This window comes from Prevotella sp. MA2016 (assembly GCF_000619825.1).
Taxonomy (GTDB): Bacteria; Bacteroidota; Bacteroidia; order Bacteroidales; family Bacteroidaceae; genus Prevotella.
Genome location: NZ_KK211036.1, coordinates 578,304 through 599,011, shown reverse-complemented (window position 1 = coordinate 599,011; position 20,708 = coordinate 578,304). Strand labels below are relative to the sequence as shown.

At 50.2% G+C, this 20,708-nt stretch carries 14 protein-coding genes and 1 pseudogene; 14 read left to right on the top strand and 1 reads right to left on the bottom strand.

The annotated features are described in order from the left end of the window. Positions 1-7: 7 nt before the first annotated feature. The 11 genes and pseudogenes from T360_RS0113365 to T360_RS16580 all read left to right on the top strand — a co-directional run bounded on the left by T360_RS0113365 (position 8) and on the right by T360_RS16580 (position 13,537). The gene (locus tag T360_RS0113365; protein ID WP_155949578.1) at positions 8-2,566 is read left to right on the top strand and encodes a fimbrillin family protein; all 2,559 of its coding nucleotides are present in this window, start codon (positions 8-10) and stop codon (positions 2,564-2,566) included. Between the two features lie 16 nt (positions 2,567-2,582). Then, entirely contained in the window at positions 2,583-3,998 is a 1,416-nt protein-coding gene (locus T360_RS0113360) for a hypothetical protein (RefSeq protein WP_155949577.1), read from the top strand. 68 nt (positions 3,999-4,066) lie between these two features. Further along, positions 4,067-6,475, top strand: coding sequence for a hypothetical protein (locus T360_RS0113355; RefSeq protein WP_028913224.1), 2,409 nt, complete (start codon positions 4,067-4,069; stop codon positions 6,473-6,475). 11 nt (positions 6,476-6,486) lie between these two features. Then, positions 6,487-7,548 (top strand): fimbrillin family protein, encoded by a 1,062-nt coding sequence (locus T360_RS0113350; RefSeq protein ID WP_028913223.1) that lies wholly within the window; start codon positions 6,487-6,489, stop codon positions 7,546-7,548. Further along, positions 7,538-9,364: a fimbrillin family protein gene (locus T360_RS0113345; RefSeq protein WP_028913222.1), complete on the top strand. Its 1,827-nt coding sequence runs from the start codon at positions 7,538-7,540 to the stop codon at positions 9,362-9,364. Before T360_RS0113350 ends, T360_RS0113345 begins: the two co-directional genes overlap by 11 nt. A 129-nt stretch (positions 9,365-9,493) precedes the next feature. Next, positions 9,494-9,724, top strand: a complete 231-nt coding sequence (locus T360_RS0113340; protein WP_028904302.1) for a ferredoxin family protein — start codon at positions 9,494-9,496, stop codon at positions 9,722-9,724. 2 nt (positions 9,725-9,726) lie between these two features. Then, positions 9,727-10,809 (top strand): 3-methyl-2-oxobutanoate dehydrogenase subunit VorB, encoded by a 1,083-nt coding sequence (locus tag T360_RS0113335; RefSeq protein WP_028913221.1) that lies wholly within the window; start codon positions 9,727-9,729, stop codon positions 10,807-10,809. A gap of 3 nt (positions 10,810-10,812) precedes the next feature. Beyond that, complete coding sequence (locus T360_RS0113330; protein ID WP_028913220.1) at positions 10,813-11,583, top strand: thiamine pyrophosphate-dependent enzyme; 771 nt, start codon at positions 10,813-10,815, stop codon at positions 11,581-11,583. Between the two features lie 31 nt (positions 11,584-11,614). Further along, positions 11,615-12,160: a 2-oxoacid:acceptor oxidoreductase family protein gene (locus T360_RS0113325; protein ID WP_028913219.1), complete on the top strand. Its 546-nt coding sequence runs from the start codon at positions 11,615-11,617 to the stop codon at positions 12,158-12,160. Then, positions 12,161-12,946 (top strand): annotated as a pseudogene (locus T360_RS16585) (inositol monophosphatase); the annotation flags it as partial. It lies immediately after the preceding gene. Beyond that, positions 12,938-13,537, top strand: a complete 600-nt coding sequence (locus tag T360_RS16580; protein ID WP_255326938.1) for an HD domain-containing protein — start codon at positions 12,938-12,940, stop codon at positions 13,535-13,537. The pseudogene T360_RS16585 and the gene T360_RS16580, both read left to right, overlap by 9 nt. 1 nt (position 13,538) lies before the next feature. On the opposite strand, the gene T360_RS0113315 is transcribed toward T360_RS16580, so the two are convergent. Beyond that, the gene (locus tag T360_RS0113315; protein ID WP_231488184.1) at positions 13,539-14,933 is read right to left on the bottom strand and encodes an ammonium transporter; all 1,395 of its coding nucleotides are present in this window, start codon (positions 14,931-14,933) and stop codon (positions 13,539-13,541) included. A gap of 277 nt (positions 14,934-15,210) precedes the next feature. Between T360_RS0113315 and T360_RS0113310 the strand changes: the two genes are divergently transcribed. The 3 genes from T360_RS0113310 to T360_RS0113300 all read left to right on the top strand — a co-directional run bounded on the left by T360_RS0113310 (position 15,211) and on the right by T360_RS0113300 (position 20,659). After that, positions 15,211-16,125 (top strand): 2-dehydropantoate 2-reductase, encoded by a 915-nt coding sequence (locus tag T360_RS0113310; protein WP_028913217.1) that lies wholly within the window; start codon positions 15,211-15,213, stop codon positions 16,123-16,125. Between the two features lie 142 nt (positions 16,126-16,267). After that, positions 16,268-16,696 carry a DUF4890 domain-containing protein gene (locus tag T360_RS0113305; protein ID WP_028913216.1) on the top strand — a complete coding sequence of 143 codons (429 nt, stop codon included), beginning with the start codon at positions 16,268-16,270 and terminating at the stop codon, positions 16,694-16,696. A gap of 120 nt (positions 16,697-16,816) precedes the next feature. Further along, a complete protein-coding gene (locus T360_RS0113300) occupies positions 16,817-20,659 on the top strand; it encodes a two-component regulator propeller domain-containing protein (protein ID WP_197019321.1) in 3,843 nt (1,280 codons plus the stop codon). Positions 20,660-20,708: the final 49 nt, after the last annotated feature.

The following is a 20,708-nucleotide window of genomic DNA, read 5'->3' as shown; positions in this document are numbered from 1 at the left end:
CCAAATAATGAATAGTAATCATCATATATCAATACTTTGGCAATGGCTGCTGGCTGTCTGCATGGTGTGCGGACTGACTGGTTGCCGTGAGACCATCCAGCAGTTGCTGGCTGGTGATATAGAAGCGGGCGACGAGATAAGTTTCTCGGCTGAGATGCAGATGAGAGGTCTGACGCGTGCTGCCTCTACTGAGGCGCTGAGCGAGGGCTACACGTTCACCATTGGCATGTATAAAGTGGATGGCGCACAAGAAGGCGCTGACGGCACCTACACCGTTGGCGAGGAAGGTGGAGAGTTAAAAGCTGTGAAACCTCTCTATTGGCACAGCACAACGGTGCGGTATGGCTTCAGGGCTCATGCAGGATCCGAAACGCTGAACCCCGATCAGAGCACCAAAACACAGTGGTTGCAACAAGACCGCTTGGAAGGCGGCAGTGGAGAAACATGCTATAGTGCTCAGGAATGGAAAGGATTATATTCGGATAAGGTTATTCCGCTGACGATGAATCACAAGCGTGCGCTCATCACCATCATTCTGAAGGCAGGCGAGGGTGTGAGTGCTAAGGCACTTCGCTATTCTGCTGCCCAAAGGGATATCACCACCCATATCTATTCGTATACAGATGGTGCTAATGGTGTTGAGCAGCTTGCCATCAACCCGCTGGCCACTGGCATCTGGAACGATGAGGATAGTACCACCCGCTATGACGCCATCGTAGAGCCGCACGACTATCGCTCGAATGCTGAATCAGAACTCATTACCAAGATTAGTCTTTCAGGCCAGAACTACTCGTTCTCTGCCACCAATGATGCGGCTTATAAGACAAGTCCCGAGCGCTACAATCTGCAGGCCGGACAGCATCTCACTATCACCGTGACGCTGGGCCGCAACAGTCGCGAGGTGTACATGACGGCCTATATAGAGGACTGGACTGAGGATGTTTACACCACTATCTGCGACGACTATGGCAATGCGGGTGATCCAATATATATTACGACGCGCGATGAGTTGTATAACTTCCTTGCCGACGAAAAACAGAACAAGCCAGGCAATGTGGCAATGGTGGTCAACGATATCACTCTGACTTCTTGGGCATCAACATCCGATCTGAAGAGTACGCTTAACTTGGGCGGTTGGACGCTTACGGGCAGTGAGCGCTTCCTGAAAAGTATTGCCAGCACAGGCAACTTGCAGAATGGTACGGTGAAGATTGCTGGCACTGTGGATGCTGCCATTGCCGATACCAACGGTGGTACGATAGAGGATGTGAAGGTGGAAGCCGCCGATCAGGATGCTCACGCCACTGTGGCGGGCTTGGTGAAAAAAAATGGCGGTGTGATAGCCAAGTGTCAGTCGGCCTTAGCTGTTAATGGTGCTGATGGCACACTATACGTAGGTGGTATCGCTGCCCAGTCGCTCTCTTCCACCGAGAAGCAGGCCCTTATCGATGGCTGTCTGGTTACCAACAGCGTGAAGGGCGGCAATGCTGGTGGCGGTATTGTTGGTCTGGCCAATGGCTCTGTAATCAACAACACTTTCGAGTACGGTATCACCCTGTCGCAGAATCCCGCAACGCATAAGAATATCGTAGGCGCAGCCCAGGGTAGTCTTTCTGCCGATGGCAATGCCTGGCCCACAGTTGCCGACGACCTGAGCATGAAGAATGTTACTGCCAACCGCTATACGGGTATCATCGATAGCAACGCAGAACTCTTGCTTTCTGCTAGCAGCGGACATAACGCTGCAGGCAATCGTTATCGTCTGGCCAAGGATATCAGCCTAACAGATACTATTCCTGGCGAAATTAAATACGATTTGGATGGCAATGGCAAACAGATAGCCACCTCAGCCCGTATCTTCTATACAATTTCGGGCAGTGTGCATGATTTGAAGGTGCATGTCAACAAAAGTCTGATTGCTAAGAATATTAATGGTGACAAGGACCATATGGCCCCACTGGCTTACGCTGTGGCTGGCTCTCAGGCCGAGTTGAGCGATATCCAGGTGACGATGGCTCCCAATACTTATATCCAGGCCTCAAACCCAGCAGGTTTGGTGGTTTGGGCAGCTGGTGGCGCCAAGGTGAACCGTTGCGAAGTTACTGCCGATATCCGTGCGTGGGTATCAAAGCCAGATGAAGTATCAAACGAGTTGAAGTATGCCGGTGGCATCGTGTCAACCGCTTCTTTGGCCACCATCTCGCAGTGCGTGTTCCATAAAAGCAGCTATCTCAAACTATCTCCAGATATCATGAGTGCCAAAATCATCTATTATGGTGGTATCGTGGGTGGTGTATCTTCATGGAGTGGTGAAGCGCCCCAGGTTACGATTACCGACTGCACCAGTTTCTGCAGCAGCTATATTATCGATCCCGAGGATGCTTATCATGGTGGTATCTTAGGCTATGCGATGCTGGAGAATGGTGAGAATGCTACTAAGGACTGCCAGGGTAACTGGTGGCCAAACAATCTGGATGGCAAGCCCGCCAAGGGTGTGGCTAAATATCAGGGCTCTTCTCAGGATGCCGTGATTGGTAAGAGAAACGGAGTTACTCCGAGGGAGTAAAATTGAAGAATTGAAAATGAAAGTAACATATAAATATTTACTGATGGGCTTTGCGATGGTGACGGCTTGCACGCACGACGAGCAGGTTGCCACTGTCGAGGATAGTGCTAGCATCATCCATGTGGGTGGTGTGACGCGTGCTGCCGCTACCGATGAGGGCATGGGGTGGTTGAGTGAAGCTTTGAAGCAAGGCTTGAACCTGAGTTATTATCAGACTGGCGATGCCACAAAGCAGCAGGTGAAGCTGAAGCTGGAAGATGCCGGCAACTATAGTTTGACTGCCGAAGGAGAGCCCGCCAAGTGGTTGGGCAATGGTGCCCATATCTTCGAGGGTGCCTATGTGCCCGATGGCTTGAAGACTGAAGGGGAGCATACTTATGCCGACCTGAGTCATTATACTGCCACACCGCCTGCCACCAAGATTGCCGCCACTGTGGGTAGCATCACCATCCCCCTGCAGCACCGTCTGGCCCGTGTGATGGCCTATGTGCTGATAGACACCTCGATGCAAACTGAAATCAGTGAGTTGCACTTCTGCAATGTGCAGACATTGAAGAATGTGGCCAATGGCCAACCTGTGTGGCAGAAGGCGCGTAAGGTTACGCCTAATTATCTTGGTGTACAAAAGATAGAAGAGAACGTAGAGCAGGCCAAAGGCTTTACTGAGGCACCCTGCTACGACCTCATAGTGCGCCCTACCTACACCCATAAGGACTCGGTGATGTATGATGAACCAGATCCCACAGAAGCCGCTGGCGAGAATTTTGAGAACGCCATCGATTTTGAACTCAAGTTGGCCAATGGACTGGAGTATGAGAAGCATTTCAAGTTCGACCTGAATGCCAACAACGAGACGGTGGTTTATCTGCGTGTAACCCCAGAGCGCATCGACTATACCAGTGCCGGTTCGCGCCTGTGGAAAGAGGTGGCTGGTAGCGACGACTATTATGGTGTGGATAATCCTGGCGGTCATGCTCTCTCAAAAGCAGGCAGCAGTTGGCAGCGCGCTTTCACCAATGATAATGTTGAGTATGCCAATAAGGATGGTGAGACGTATCAGGGACATCAGTATATATCTACAGCCGAATGGATTAATAAGCTGAAGCAGGCTACGACTAATGGCAATCTCCACGGTAGCTATTTCATTCTGCATTCTGATATCGAGATTGATGTAAACCAGTTCCCTGCCAACTTTGTGTTTACTGGTCATCTGGATGCCCTCGACCATACCATCACGCTGAAAAACGTTAAAGCAGAGCGCAACTGGCTCTTCAGCAGCATTGGTAGCGGTTGGCAGGCCGAAGTGGTGAACACCAAGATAGCGGGCGGACGCCTGTTCCAGGTATCTAACGACCAGCTTACAGGTCATGTAGAGAATTGCGAAGATGCCAGCGGCAAGGTGGTTCACATGCCAGAAATACCGACCTACTAGTAATTGATAATTGACAATTGATGATGAATATTAAGCGAATTATATATTTGGTGGCGGGGGTTGCACTCATGGCTTGTAGTGCGGATGATGAGCTGTGGCAGTTGGCTCCCGAGCAGCAAGAGTTGATAGGGCAGGGGGTTAACTTCAGTGCCACTATGGCCAGTCCGTTTGTCACCCGTACCACCTATAATGCCGATGGCTCATTTAATGAGGGCGACGAGTTGCGCATCTTCCGCCAGTATGCCACTGATAACGATATCACCAAGTTTGATGCCGATGGCGAAATCTTCCGCACCTATTATCGTAAGGTGAACTATGCTGCAGGCAACTCGCTGTCGCTAGGTTCCGACTGGTTGCCGAAAGCCGGCAGACTCAAGTCGGATGCCCCAGGCAGCACCCCTATAGTTCAGACTGCTGCCGATTCGCTTACGTGGGAGAACGGTCGCACCGTGCGTTTCCGTGCCTGGGGCCGCAGCAATCTGTCGGGCTGCATGTCGGGCACTACTCCAGATGCCATCCGCAGTAGCTTCTATCCCGACTTTACCGTGAGCGACTGGGTTACCGTATCAGGTCCCACGCAGAATATCCCCCTCACCATGCGCCACATTGCTTGTCGTATTGCCTTGACCTGCAAGCCTGGCAATGAGTTCAGCAAGGTGGAGCTTTGTACCAATAGCAGCGATTACGTTCTAGAAAAAGATTACGCCGACGTGATGGCTGTATTTAATAAGATGTGCGTGCCAGCCGGTGTGGATGATTCGACCTTCCTGCTCACAGCGATGACGCAGGATCTGTATCAGAACTCCGCAGATCTCAATGCGTTGGAGGCTAACACAGAAGGTGTGGTTAAGTATGGTAAGCTTGATTCTGCTTCCATCCGCAAAACTGTGCAGCATCCTTCGTTCCGCAATAACAACGGTTGCCAGTATCTCATGGCCATTCCTGTTGATATGAGTAAGGAGAGTGCCGGTAGCAGTCTGGTGCTGCCCGCCTGCACTCGTTTCCGTGTGTATCTGCGTGGCGATGGTGGCGATAAGTTTCACTATGCCACGCTGAGCGAGATTAAGAATAAGCAGGGCAATAACCCCTTTAAGGATGGTATCACCCTGCGCCCAGGCTATAGCTATAGCTTCAGTGTGGGTTATCAGTACGACAGCCTCACCATCACCGCTGCCGACAGTTTCGCCTGGACGGAACACCCGTTGGCCGAGACCTCTGCCGACGATGATACCCGAGCCGATGCCGAACTCGACTTCCAGTGGTGGATAGATGGCTTCCAAGCTGCTATTGAGAAGTCGATGCAGGATAATAGTGTGACATTCAATCCCGAGTTTCTGCTCACGACGCCTGCACAGTTTGTTACCTTCATGCGCCTGTGTAATGGTACGGCCCTGAATCTGCCCAAGATTACCCGTGGCGAATTGCGTAAGGATGAGGATGGAAAGACTATAACCATCGATGGCATCAACAGCTACTGGTGGACCATCGAGGGTGATAAGGATGAGAACGGTGAGCTCCGCAAATACACCCGTACCGAGGCGCAGAATATGGGCTATAAGTTCTATCCCATCTTCCATAAGAGTGTATCTACCAATGGTGCCTATGCCGAGGAGATGTGCGTGGATGGCCCTTACAATTTCTATGATGAGATTTCGGGCAACCGATTTATGGTGAAACTTGCTGCCGATCTCGACCTTGTGGATTGGCAGTTGCCCGGCGTGGCTACCCAGAAGGATTATCCCTTCCGCGGACAGTTTAATGGTCAGGGCCATAAGCTCAGTCATGTTTATCTGCCTGATGGCTATCTGTTCCACTATGTGATGGATGGCGCCATCAGCAATCTGCAGATAGAGAGCACCCACGATGTGAATCTGCTCCGCGAAGCTTCAGCCAGTAAGTCATCTTCTAATTGGGGCTGTCGTATCGCAGGCATTTCTATGCGTTGCCCCAGCAGTAAGAACGCCATTGCCACCAAGCTGAATGGCACCAGTCATGTGGTGGGCTGCATCCATGTGGGCGAAGCTACAGGAGCTCTGGTAGGTTCGGCTAGCAATCTCACTATGATAGGTTGCATGCAGGCAGCTGCTGGCATCGCTAAAGATGCAGGTGCGCTGTTAGGCTCAGGCACTACAGCCAAGAACGGCTTTAAGTACAACTATTATGATACCGAGCTCTCGCCAGGTGCTGTTGCCGTGGGCGGTTCTGCTGCCACCTACGATTACGATCTGTATGTGCGTGGAGCCAAGTCGCATGTGCTCAAGGCAAAGAACGACTATATGATCAACCCTGAGGTTGACAAGAAGAAGCTCTCTGCCACTCAGCTCAGCGAGATGTATGGCATAGCTCCCTGGAAAGCGATGAACCAGGGCATCGAAGCGTATAACACATCTGCCATTGGCAAGCTGGTTCCCTGTCAGATGAAGTATGAGATGAAAAGCGAAGGCTTTGCAAACCGATATCCAGAATTGAAGAGTTGAAAAGTTGAAGAATGAAATATAAAAATTACTTTTTCTCTATTGCCATGCTGTTAGTGGGCTGCCAGGCTGATGAGCCGCAGCCCACGCAGCAACCGACTGGCACACTGGCGTTCAGCACGTCGGTAGATAATTTCGTGGGTCGTGCGCTCACGCGTACCAATATCAAGGGCGATGCCTTTGAGAAAGGTGATTTGATCAAACTCAAGATTATCTGTCCGCAGTCGTCGGTCACCGAGTTTGGCGAGAGTACCTATAGTGCCAGCTTCGATGGTTTCTGGCTGTTGAAGTGGGATGCTACCACAAGCTCATGGGTGAAAGTGGTTTCGGATGACGGGTTCGATATCGATGGCGACTATAAACCATCCAATGGTCCCGACGTGTTTCAGCGCTATCTGGCGCAGCCCACACCATACGTGTTTACCGCTCAGACTTGGAGCGAGGAGCAGATATATATCACAGGTTCTGGTGCCCGAATAGAGCAGTACAGTAACGTGTTTCATGCCGACCAGCACAAGGAGGCTCATTATAAGGCCAGCGACGTGATGTGGGCACAGACCATCCAGCAGACAGGTTCGTATAATGTGCACCTGAGTTTCAAGCACGTGATGGCAGCACTCATGATAAAACTGTCGCCTGCTGATGGCATCTCCATCTCTGAAGATGCCGTGCTCACCCTCGAAGGTATGCCCGACATCGATCAGGCCGAGGTGATAGTGGGCGACTACTATGCCGGAAAGAGCAAGGTGAACATCACTGGCTTTGGGTATAAGAACAAGAATGCCGTTTCGGAAAAGCATCAGAATGGTGTGGTGGTTGGCGTGGCTAAGATTGGAGCTAACAGTGCCACCTGCGAGCCTATCCCCGTGGATAAGCTCAGTACCTATACCGCCTATCATGAGGCAGGCAGTCAGAGCTATCGCCTGATTGTGCCACCATGCGCACTCAATCATAATGCCACCCTGTGGCTGCGCGATGGCAACAAGCGCTATAAGATGCAGCTCAGTCAGACGCAGTTTGATGCCGGACAACTCTATTCAGTAACGATGAAGATTAGTAAGCAGAATGAAGCATAACAACCTATTTCTCCTCTTGGCCGTGGCCCTGCTCTCGGCTTGTAGTGCTAACGATGAAACGCCAGTGCCCGATGCTCAGTTAGAGATACGTGGCATCCAGGTGGCTGTAGATGGCGAGGAGCCCGCAGCCCTCACCCGTGCTGCTGCCGAGGGTTCGGCTGCCAGCGTTGTGGTAGGTCGCAAGGAGTTTGTCAAAGACGATAAGATTGTGTTTACTACCATCCGTCGCACCACTACGCCTTTGACGGCTTTTACCTATAGCGGTATCAGCTATCAGAATGATGGCTCAAAATGGGTGCGCTGCGATAATGGACCTGATAAGATATACTGGTCTGACGGTAGCTCGGCCCACACTTTTGTGGGCTATAGTCTGCCAGTTGCTACTTATAACTTCGTGCAGCCTGATGGTAGTTATGCTGGCGAGCTGGGGGGAACAAATAGCACTGAAGTGGATTATACCAAAGGCACTGCAGCGATGGCTGCCGAAGACTTGTTGCTGTGCTATAATCTCAACACCAAGGCCGAGACGGGCGGACTCTCTACCAAGGTGCGTTTTGCCCATGCGCTGAGCAATGTGTGCGTGGTGGTAAACACCACCGACTTTATAGCCGGAGAGTTGGATAAAAAAGTGGAGGTGAGCAATATGGTTATCAGCCATCAGCCCGCCAGATTCACGTGGTCGGCCCAGGGTACTAATCTTGATATAGCACCCTCTGATCAGATATATAAAACGATCAAACTCTATCAAAACGGCTTCTCGTTTTATGGCATCACCACGCCCTATACAGGCGATGTGCCATTCTCGTTTACGGTGAAATATCCCGATGCCACACAGCCTGATAAGATGCTCACCAAAACCTATAAGGGTACGTTTAGTAAGGTGAAATTCCATTCGGGCCAGCAAACCACGCTGACCATCATACTGAACCACCGCAACGAGCAGATGCATCTGGGTGTTGACTATCATGATTGGAACTATCGAGCCACGCCCGACTTAGGTCTGCTGCGCAAGAAGTCTACGTTTATGACGATGGAAATTAAGGATGTGACGACTCATAATCAGTCGGGGCTTACCATCGACGATGCCACGTGGTTGTATGGACCAGATAGTGATGTGAAGGATATCTATGGGCATAGTGGCGGCACAGAAGCTGATGCTTATGTCATCAAGTCGGCGGCGCAGTTGTTGTCGCTGGCTAAGGAGGTCAGCGAAGGTGGGATGACCTTCCAAGGTAAGTTTATCCGTCTGGATGCTGATATCACCATGCAGAAGAGTACTACGGATACTGGTAATGTGTGGCAGGGTATCGGTACCAGCGATAAACCCTTCCAGGGTACGTTCTTAGGGGGCGACCGATTTATCAACCGTCTGAATGGTAGCGGACTGTTTGGTTGTTTGGGCAGTCAGGCTTGTGTGGAGCAGTTGCAGATTACCACCGTGGGCAGCATCCGGGGTGGGGCACTGGCTGTGATCAATGCCGGCATCATAGGCGGTTGCCGTGTGGTGGATGATATTACTACCGATGGCGGTGCTCTGGTGGGCACCAACACTGGCACGGTGCATGCCTGCTATTGCACGGGCGACATCATTGTAGGCGAAACAGCTGGCGGCACTTTGATTGGCAACGGAGGTGATAAAGCTGTGGGATGCTACATCGCCAGCGAGATCACATCGTTTACTGAAGGCTGGCTGAAAGGCAAAGTTGGTGAGCTGAACGCTGAGCTTAATAACTTATATACAACCGATTTCAAACGTACTAAGTTCAAGTTCACTCACGTTCCCGCCAACTATCCAGTGGTAGAGGTGTTGCCTTAATTTTTGTTAGGAAAATAATAGCTTTTTGAGTTAAAATGAAAGAAAATGGTGTTTTTCTTTTGCATTTTGATAACTAATTAGTATCTTTGCAACCCGAAATTGTGATTAAAAAGCGTAAACAAGAATATTATGGCTAAAATGAAAGGCGCTATTGAGGTGAATACCGAGAGGTGTAAGGGATGCAGCCTCTGCATCATCGCTTGCCCTCAGAAGGTAATTGCCCTTGCCAACAAAGTTAATCTGCACGGCTACCCCTACGTGGAGGCTGTCAACGAGGAGGCCTGCGTGGGCTGTGCTTCGTGTGGCATCGTTTGTCCCGATGGTTGTATCACCGTGTACCGTAAAAAAGTGGAGGAATAAGTATGGCAGAACAGAAAGAAGTTGTGTTGATGAAAGGCAACGAGGCTATTGCCCACGCTGCTATTCGTTGCGGATGCGACGGCTATTTCGGCTATCCTATTACTCCGCAGAGTGAAGTGATTGAGACGCTGGCTGAGCTGAAGCCTTGGGAGACCACTGGTATGCAGGTGGTTCAGGCCGAGAGCGAGCTGGCCAGTATCTACATGGTTTATGGTGCTGCCGGTGCCGGTAAGCGTGCCATGACCTCTTCTTCATCGCCTGGTATTGCGCTGATGCAGGAGGGTATCACCTATATGGCTGGTGCCGAGGTGCCAGGAGTGTTTGTTAACGTGCAGCGCGGCGGTCCTGGTCTGGGAACCATCCAGCCTTCACAGGGCGACTATTTCCAGGCTACCCGTGGTGGTGGTAACGGCGACTACAAGGTGATCGTGCTGGCCCCATCATCAGTACAGGAGATGGCCGACTTTGTTGACCTGGCTTTCGAGCTGGCATTCAAGTATCGCAACCCTGCCATGATTCTCTCTGACGGTGTGATCGGTCAGATGATGGAGAAGGTGGTGCTGCCACCTATCAAGCCCCGCCGTACTGATGAGGAGGTGATCCGCGAGTGCCCATGGGCCTCTACCGGTAAGCCTAAGAACCGTGAGCGCGTGGTGATCACTTCGCTCGAGCTGAAGCCCGAGGCTATGGAGAAGCGTAACATCGCCCTGCAGGAGAAGTATCGCAAGATTCAGGAGAACGAGGTGCGCTTTGAGCAGCAGCAGATGGACGACGCTGAGTATGCTATCGTAGCCTTCGGTAGTGCAGCCCGTATTGCTGAGAAGAGTGTTGAGATAGCCCGCGAGCAGGGCATCAAGGTAGGACTGTTCCGTCCCATCACCCTGTTCCCATTCCCCGAAAAGCAGATTGCTGAGCTTTCTAAGAAGGTAAAGGGTATTCTGGTGGCCGAGATCAACGCCGGACAGATGGTTCAGGATGTGCGCCTGGCTGTCAACGGTGCTGTGCCCGTAGAGCAGTTCGGTCGCTTGGGAGGTATCGTTCCCGATCCCGAGGAAATTGTTAACGCACTTAAGAAGGTAATGTAAGTTATGGATAGAAATCAAATAGTTCAACCAGAGAACATCGTCTGCAAGAAGCCGACGCTGATGAACGACAACCATATGCACTACTGCCCAGGCTGCAGCCATGGTGTGGTACATAAGCTCGTTGCCGAGGTAATCGAAGAGATGGGTATGGCAGACAAGGCCATCGGCGTATCGCCTGTGGGCTGTGCTGTGTTTGCCTACAACTATATAGATATCGACTGGCAGGAGGCTGCCCACGGTCGTGCACCCGCACTGGCCACTGGCATCAAGCGCACCTGGCCCGATCGCCTGGTGTTCACCTATCAGGGTGATGGCGACCTGGCATGTATCGGTACCTGCGAAACCATCCACGCCCTCAACCGTGGTGAGAACATCGTGATTATCTTCGTCAACAATGCTATTTATGGTATGACGGGTGGTCAGATGGCGCCAACCACACTGATTGGTCAGAAGACCTCTACCTGTCCTTACGGTCGTGATCCAGAGATTCACGGTTATCCCCTGAAGATGGCCGATATCGCTGCCGGTCTCGAGGGTACCTGCTATGTCACCCGTCAGAGTGTAGAGAGCGTAGCTTCCATCCTGAAGGCTAAGAAGGCGCTGCGCAAGGCTTTCGAGGCTTCGATGGCAGGTAAGGGTTCATCGCTAGTAGAGTTTGTTTCAACCTGTAACAGTGGTTGGAAGCTTACTCCTGCCAAGGCTAACGAATGGATGAAGGAGAACATGTTCCCCTTCTATCCCAAAGGCGACCTGAAAGACACGACGAGTCTTTAATGTAAAAATGTAAGAATGAAATAATGATAAAATGAAAAAAGAGATAATTATTTCAGGTTTCGGAGGTCAGGGCGTGCTCTCAATGGGTAAGATTCTGGCCTATAGTGGACTGATGGAGGATAAGGAGGTGACATGGATGCCAGCTTACGGTCCTGAGCAGCGCGGTGGTACCGCCAACGTGACTGTGATTGTGAGCGACGAGCGTATCTCTTCGCCTATCCTCAGCAAGTACGACATTGCCGTAGTGCTCAATCAGCCATCACTCGAAAAGTTTGAGCCCAAAATCAAGCCCGGTGGCATTCTGATCTACGATGGCTTCGGTATCATCAACAAGCCAACCCGTAAGGATATCACTGTGTATGAAATCAACGCCATGGACAAGGCTGCCGAGATGAAAAACGGTAAGGTGTTCAACATGATTGTTCTGGGCGGACTCTTGAAGGTAGCTCCTGTAGTAAGCGACAAGGGTGTAGAGAAGGCTCTCTACAAAACTCTCCCTGAGCGCCATCATGGACTGATACCTCTGAATATGGAAGCCCTTAAAGAGGGTGCAAAAATCATCCAGGAAGTCAAGTAAATGGATTTAAAACAATTGACAAGCGCCGTCTGCCAGATAGCTAGGCAGGCGGGCGCTTACATTAGGAACGAACGAAGTAAGTTCTCACTTGAGAACGTTGAAAGAAAACATGCCCACGATTACGTGTCGTATGTAGATAAAGGCTCCGAGCAACTGATTGTAACCGCTCTGCGCCAGCTGCTTCCTGAGGCAGGTTTTATCACTGAGGAAGGACTGGCTGGTCACGATCAGGAGCAACTCTTATGGGTGGTAGATCCGCTTGATGGCACCACCAATTTCATCCATCAGTATGCCCCTTATGCCGTGAGCATTGCCCTGCTGCAGGGCAGTGAGGTGTTGCTGGGCGTGGTGTATGAGGTGTGTGCCGATGAGTGCTACTATGCCTGGCAGGGTGGGGGCGCCTATATCGACGGCCATCTGCTGCGCGTAAGCACCCAGAAAATTTCTGACGCATTGCTCTGCTTGCAGTTGCCCTATAACAGCGATGCCTATAAGCCCGTCATCAAGCGTCTCATCGATCAGCTCTACGGTCATGTAGGCAGCATCCGCATGTGTGGTTCGGCTGCCATGGCGCTGTGTTATGTGGCTGCCGGACGCTACGACGGCTATGCCGAACAGTACATCGGACAGTGGGACTTCATGGCAGGTGCACTCATCGTGAAAGAGGCCGGTGGCACCGTGACCAACTACGATGGCGAGCCCGACTTCACCCAGGGCAACAGTGTGGTGGCTACCAATGGTATCATCCAGCACGATTTGTTGTCGCACCTTACCAACGTGAAACCTCACGATAAGAAAAAGCAAACCATCGATTCTAGTCTGGTTGATCGTGCCATCTGTTTTGCCACTAAGGCCCATTCAGGCGTCGTTCGTAAGGGTACTAAAATCCCTTACATTGCGCATCCCCTCGAGGCTATGGCTATCGTGGGTTCTATTACCGACGATCAGGAATTGTTAGCAGCAGCCGTACTGCACGATGTGGTTGAGGATGCCGGTGTAAATGTGGCCGATATCCGTACCGAGTTCGGCCCTCGTGTAGCTGCTCTGGTTGATTCGGAGACCGACAGCGAGGTGCCTGGCATGAGTCATATTGATAGCTGGCAGATACGCAAACAGGCTGCTATCGATCATATCGCAGCAGCCAGTCGCGATGTTAAGATTGTGGCGCTTGGCGATAAACTGTCAAACATGCGTGCCATGCTCCTTCATTATCATGAGCAGGGCGAGCAGGTATGGCAGCGCTTTAATCAGAAAGATCCAGCGTGCCACGCCTGGTATTATCGCCAACTGGTAAAAAGCCTCTCGTCGCTCAGCGACACCGATGCTTTCCAAGAATTCGCAGCTTTGGTAGATCAGGTATTTTCTAGATACGCCTGATTTACTGGGCTTTGTATTTCTCACGAATATGCTCTTCGTACTCGGCTAACTCACGTTCACCAATGTGGGCTAGTCCGTAGTGCTCGTCGTGCTGCGAGAAGTCGAGTCCTACCTTCTCACTGTAGGCTGATACACGCATAGGAATCAGATGGTCGATCAGCTTGTAACCCAACCAACTCATAATAAATGTATAAACAAAAACTATGACAATGGCCAGCAGGTGATACAGGAATATGACGAAACCTTCCCAGGTACCGGCAATCAGACCCTCTTGAATGAAAATACCCGTCAGCACAGTACCAAAGATACCACCAGTTCCGTGGGTTGGAAATACGTCGAGTGCATCGTCGATGCTGGTACGTGAGCGCCAGTACACGGCAATGTTACAAATCAGTGTGATAACGAATGCAATAAAGATGCTCTGTCCTACGGTTACATAACCGGCCGATGGTGTGATGGCTACCAAACCAACTACACAACCCACGGCAGCGCCCATGGCCGATGGCTTACGACCGCGCAGACAGTCGAAGAAAATCCAGGTCATCATCGCAGTGGCCGATGCGGTGTTGGTATTCAGGAATGCCTTTACAGCTATACCATCAGCATGGAGCGACGATCCTGCGTTAAAGCCGAACCATCCCAGCCACAACATGGCAGCACCCAGTAGCACAAAGGGGATGTTGGCTGGCTCGCTCTTACGTGTCTCAGCCTTGCGTCGACCTAAGAAGATAGCACCTGCCAGTGCGGCAACACCACTCGATGCGTGTACCACGATACCACCGGCAAAGTCAACCACGCCCCAGCGCATAAACAGTCCCTCGGGATGCCACGTCATGTGTGCCAGCGGACAGTAGATGACGAAGAAAAAGAACATCATAAAGAACATGTAGGCCGAAAAGCGTACACGCTCGGCAAACGATCCCGTAATCAGCGATGGGGTGATGATGGCAAACTTCATTTGGAACAGTGCAAACAGTGCCAAAGGAATGGTAGCGCCACCTAATATATTACCTGCAGGTGTGGTATAAACCTCGCCACCTACACCCTGGAACATCAGGAACGTGAGCGGGTTACCGATAATACCACCGATGTCGTCGCCAAAACACAGCGAGAAACCTACTACTACCCACAGCACCGAAATCAGTCCCATGGCAATAAACGACTGCAGCATGGTAGAAATCACATTCTTAGCGCCTACCATACCACCATAAAAGAACGAGAGTCCTGGCGTCATCATCAACACAAAGATGGTAGCAGTAATAATCCACGCTACATCAGCTGCCGATATCACACGCCAGTCGCACTCAAATGTGGGTTCGCCCACAAACACACCCATGACAGCAATCAGTGTCATTGCTGTCATCAGGATAATCCAACGTTTTTTTACCTTCATCATATTTATGTTGTTTGAAATTTCCGCCCGCAAAGGTACAAACATTCAAAATGATACAAGCATAAATCTTTCAGTTTGATTATAAAAACTCTTTCAAACTAACATTCTGTAATATGATACGCTTTAAAACGTGTGCTTTTGAAATAAATTATAATTATAACCCCTACATTTTGTTACGATTTGTAACCAGTACCTAATGAATCCTAAAAAGATAACGGCATGTTTGCCGCTTACAGTTTTTTTGTTTACCTTTGCACGGATTTAATTAAAAAGTATCAGCATGTTAAGTTATTCTATAATAGGAATGGGAGCCATCGGAGGCTATTATGGCGGACGTTTGGCACAAGCAGGACGTGAGGTACATTTCCTCTCACATAGTGACTGTCAATATGTGTTGCAGAATGGTTTGCGAGTAGATTCGTGCGACGGCGATTTTCATCTTCCACATATTAACGCCTACACAGCTCCGAAGGATATGCCTAAGTCGGATGTGATCATCGTAGGTCTGAAATCGGTTAAGAACCACGATGTGTTGCCAGAGCTGTTGCGCCCCATCGTCCACGACCATTCGATTGTAATACTTATACAAAATGGTATAGGACTGGAGGATGATTTACAGAAAGAGTTCCCCGGACTGCAGATTGTAGCTGGCTTGGCATTTATCTGTTCAGCCAAGGTTGGTCCAGGCCATGTTTCGCACCAGTGCTATGGTAGCATTAATCTGGGAAACTTCTCGTGCCAGCAGGAAAAGTTCGAGGTGCTATTGCAAGATATGATTGATGCCGGCATCCAGGCTGCCGAGGTGCCCTACCTGGAAGCACGATGGAAAAAAGCTGTATGGAACATGCCGTTTAACGGTATGACGGTAGCGCTGAACACCAGCACCGACAAGCTGTTGAAGAACCCAGCCACACGCCAGTTGATATACGACCAGATGATGGAGGTGATAGGCGCAGCTAACGCCTTAGGTGTAAAGACGCTGACGTCAGAATTTGCTGATAAGATGATGCAGATGACCGATGAGATGGTACCCTACAGTCCGTCGATGAAACTTGATTTCGATTTTCATCGTCCCATGGAGATTGAATACCTCTATTCGCGACCAATTGCAGAGGCAAAAAAAGTCGGCTTCGAGATGCCGAAATTAGCCATGCTCGAAGCCGAATTAAAGTTTATTGATAGTACTTTATTTTGAAACATACAAGTGCTTGCTGAAGAAAAAAGCAGGTTGGCTGAAATTATTTTGCTGGTATTGAGTATATTACTATCTTTGCAGCGTCGAAATACAAACATCGACAATTATTGATAGTAATAACAATTATAAAAACTTAGAAACAATGAAGAAGATTATTGTAATGATGGTAGCTCTCCTGTCGATGACTACAGCGATGGCTCAGCCATCGGACCGAAAGGCACCTAAGAAGATGACGCATCAGGAGATGACAACCCAGATGACCAGTAAGCTGAAGCTGAACGATACACAGAAAAGCAAAGTGGCTGCGCTGAACAAGGAGTACCAGGATATTCTGATGCCACCAGAGCCACCTAAGAAGGCTGATGGCAGCAGACCAAAACCACCCAAGATGGATGGCAACAAGGCTTTGCCAAAGAAACCCGACAGTAAGCATATGGCTAAGCGTCAGGAATACGAGAAGAAGCTGAAGCAGATTCTTACCGACGAGCAGTATAAGTCTTACCAGAAGATGCAGCCACCACACGGTAAGCGCCCTGAAATGAAGGATAACATCCTTTATTTTTATGATTGATGCTACTTTGTGTGTGTTAAAATTGAAAGAAAATGTGTCAAATATAAAAGGTCAATTAAGTTTTTTATTGTAACTTTGCACCCGAATAAATAACTAAGAATGAGGCGTGTAAGGTGTTTGATGATTCTTCTGCTTGTTCTGTTCTGGCTAAAACCAGCGCAGAGTGTTGCTTGGCGTTTTTTTACGGCCGAACAATTATCTAGCACTACCATTTCGGCAGCTTCGGTTTGTCAGGATGCTGAGGGTTATATCTGGGTAGGCACCGAATATGGTCTGAATAGATATGATGGTTACCATTTTGTGAGTTTCCTGAATAATCCTGCCGACCCTGCCAGTATAGCCAATAATTTGGTATCTACCGTTTTCTGCGAGCCAACGGGCGAGGTTTGGATAGGCACTGGTAAAGGACTTGATTTGTATAACCCGTCAGCTCGTAATTTCCTGCATTTCAGGTTTCCCGATGGTTTGAAACCACGCGTCACCAAGATACTGCGCCTCACCAGTGGCGATCTGATGGTGGGCACGGCTGGCTATGGTCTGTATAAGGCCGACAAGCACACCCTTACCTTGAGCCGCGTAAAAGGCTTTACTACTGCCGATGACGATGAGTTTTATTCTAATCTGTTTGAGGATAGTACAGGTAGGCTTTGGAAATGTGATGCCAGTCAAGGCATATCTGTCGGCAAGCTGCATAGTCATGCCTCCGCACAGAAGTATGTGTCGGTTTTAGGGACCCCGATGGGCTTTGCTGAGACCGACGGTAAGGTGCTGATACTCTGTATGCACGGTATTCTGTGTTATCAGAATGGACAGCTGCAGCCGATGGATTACGAGGTGTCAGGAGGCACCATGCAGGGGCTTGTTTTCCGAACCATCTATAAGGATAAGACAGGCGATTTGTATATCGGCACCCGTGGTAGCGGTTTGTTCTGTATGAAGAAAGGCACCAACCGTATGACCAGGATTGAGACCGACACCCCAGAAACCGGTTTGAACACCTCGAAAGTGTGGAGCATCTTTAAAGACCGTCAAGACAATCTCTGGATAGGTTGCCAACAGCGCGGTTTGCTCATGCTGCCGCAGCGTGCGTTACCATTTTCCAGTTGGCAGATCTCGCCAGCGTCGCACGCCATAGGTGCCCCTGTCACAGCCATCTGTCAGGGCGATAACGGACTGATTTGGTGCTCGGTACAAGAAAATGGTATATATGGCTTTAACCTGCAGGGCAAGTTGGTTCAGCAGCCTAAAGCGCCCATGCCCATCGAGTCGATACACCGCGATGCGCAGGGACGCTACTGGGTGGGCACTGACAAGGCGCTCTATAGCTATGACCCCTTGACGGGCGCCTATAAGCAGGTGGCCGAGTATGACTGCGATAAGTTTAATGTGCTTGCCGATGATGGCAAAGGCAAGATATACATCTCTACTTTTTCGCGTGGATTCTGCATCTATGATGTAGCCACAGGTCAGCTGGTCAACTACAACTCCTATCAGAAGAATAGTAAGAAAGGTGAGCTGTGCAACAACTGGATACAAGCCATATTGCCCGACAGTAAAGGGCGCGTATGGTTTGCCACTTCTACCGGTGTTTCGTGCTTTGAGCCTGCTACAGGCAGCTTCAACTCGCTTGGTTGGTCGCATATTCTTAACGACACCATGTGTTACTCTCTTTGCGAAACCAACGAGGGCGACATCCTGATAGGCACCGGTCAGGGGCTGTTTGTGTATCGCAGCCGGAGCAACAGGGTAGAGGAGCTGGCTCATTCAGAACTGCTGCGCAACCGCATCATCAGTTATATGGTGTGCGACCGTAGTGGCGGCATCTGGTGCAGCACCTCGATGGGCATCTGTTACTACGACAGCAGAAACGCCCAATGGACCAGTTATGTGCGAGGCAACGGGCTGAGCAACCGCGAGTATGTGGTGGGGGCCGGTCTGCATACCGATAGCAACAGCATCTATTTCGGCACAGCCGATGGTATCACCACCTTTAAGCCCGACCAGGTGTTAATGCCCAACCAGTCGTGTGGTCAGGTAGTGCTTACGGCGCTGGTAACAACCGATTATCATTACCCAACCCATCAGCTGGCGTATTTTGAGATACCTTACCAGACCAACTCTTTTACGATGGAGTTCTCGTTGCTGGATTTTCTTCATGCTGACAATACCATTTATGAGTATCAGGTGAACAACGCAGCCGACTGGACGGCGCTTGATGCAGGTGACAATACCATCAGTTTCAATCACCTTGCTTCGGGCACGTATCGTATCAGTGTCAGGGCCAACGTCAATGGTGTTTACTCGCCGGTCAGTATGTTTACCGTTGTCGTGCTAACTCCCTGGTATCGTTCGGCTTGGGCCATCGTGTGCTATCTCTTTATAGCACTGGCCATCCTGCTTTTCCTTATTTATATTTATATACGTGAAAAGCGCAGGCAGATGGATGATGAGAAGATGAAATTCCTGATTAATGCCACTCACGACATCCGTTCGCCGCTCACGCTTATCATGGCGCCACTCGAGAAACTGAAACAGCGCCATCCGACTGCTCAGGATGCCGAAGAGCTGGGACTGATAGAACGCAACACCCAGCGTATTCTGAACCTGGTGAACCAGATTCTGGATATGCGTAAGATCGACAAGCAGCAGATGCAGCTGCAGTGCCAGCATACCGATATGGTGGCTTTTGCCGAGGGCGTGTTTAATATGTATAAATACAATGCCAACGAGCGCCATATTACTTACGAGTTCAAGCATCCCGACCAGCGCCTGATGGCATGGATAGACCATGCCCAGTTCGACAAGGTGATTAGTAATCTGCTGTCCAACGCTTTCAAATATACCTTTGATGGCGGGCATATCACACTTGGTTTGAACGACACTGCCGACGGCCATATCTCATTGACGGTTGAGGATGACGGCATAGGTATCAAGCCCGAAGACCGCAAGCATATCTTCGACCGCTTCTACCAGAGTCATCCCTCTGGCGAGGTTCATCTGGCTGGCACGGGCATTGGGCTCAACCTGTGCAAGATGATTGTGGATATGCATCATGGCAGCATCGATGTGGCTACAGGTGCCGATGAGCAGGGCAGTCGTTTCGTGGTGCGCTTGCCTAAGGGCCATGCCCATCTTCAGCCGCAGGAGATGATAACTGAGGTGGAAGAAAAACCTACCAACAGTTCTATCCGACCATCAAGTCACTACCGCATCTTGTTTGTTGACGATGATGCTGAACTTTGCAGTTTCATTGTTCGAGAGCTGGCCAAGTATTATCATGTGGACACCTGCTATAATGGGCGTGATGCTATGAAGACGCTGCTCAATACGCCTTACGATCTGGTGGTTAGCGATGTGATGATGCCCGAGATGGACGGTTTCACGCTGCTGCGTATGATCAAGAAGAATCCGGTCGTTAATCATATACCCGTGATCATGCTCACGTCGAAAGCCGATGTAGCCAACCGTTTGGAAGGCTTGGAGGGAGGTGCCGATGCCTTTATGGCCAAACCTTTTAATATCCATGAGCTGCACGTGGTCATCAACAGTCTGATCAGCAATGTGCTCCGACTGAAGGGCAAGTTCACCGGCGCCCAGCAACAGAAGGATAAGATAGAGGAGAAACAGGTGAAGAGCAACGACGAAGCGCTGATGGAGCGCGTGATGCAAGCCGTAAACAAGCACATGGATGATAGCGACTTTACCGCCGAGCAGTTGGCTACCGAGGTAGGCCTCAGTCGTACCCATCTGCAGCGCAAGATGAAGGACATCACCGGACTGAACGTGAAGGAGTTTGTGCGCAACCTGCGCCTGGAACAAGCCGCCCGTATGTTGCGCGAGCAGAAACTGAACGTATCACAGGTGGCCTATTCGGTTGGCTTCAGCAATCTGGCCCACTTCTCAACGGTGTTCCGCAAGCATTTCGGCGTGTCACCATCCGAGTATGTGGCCCAGCAAAAGTAATCATTAGTTTATTATTTTGTAAGATTCGGCACTACGTGTCAAACAGAAA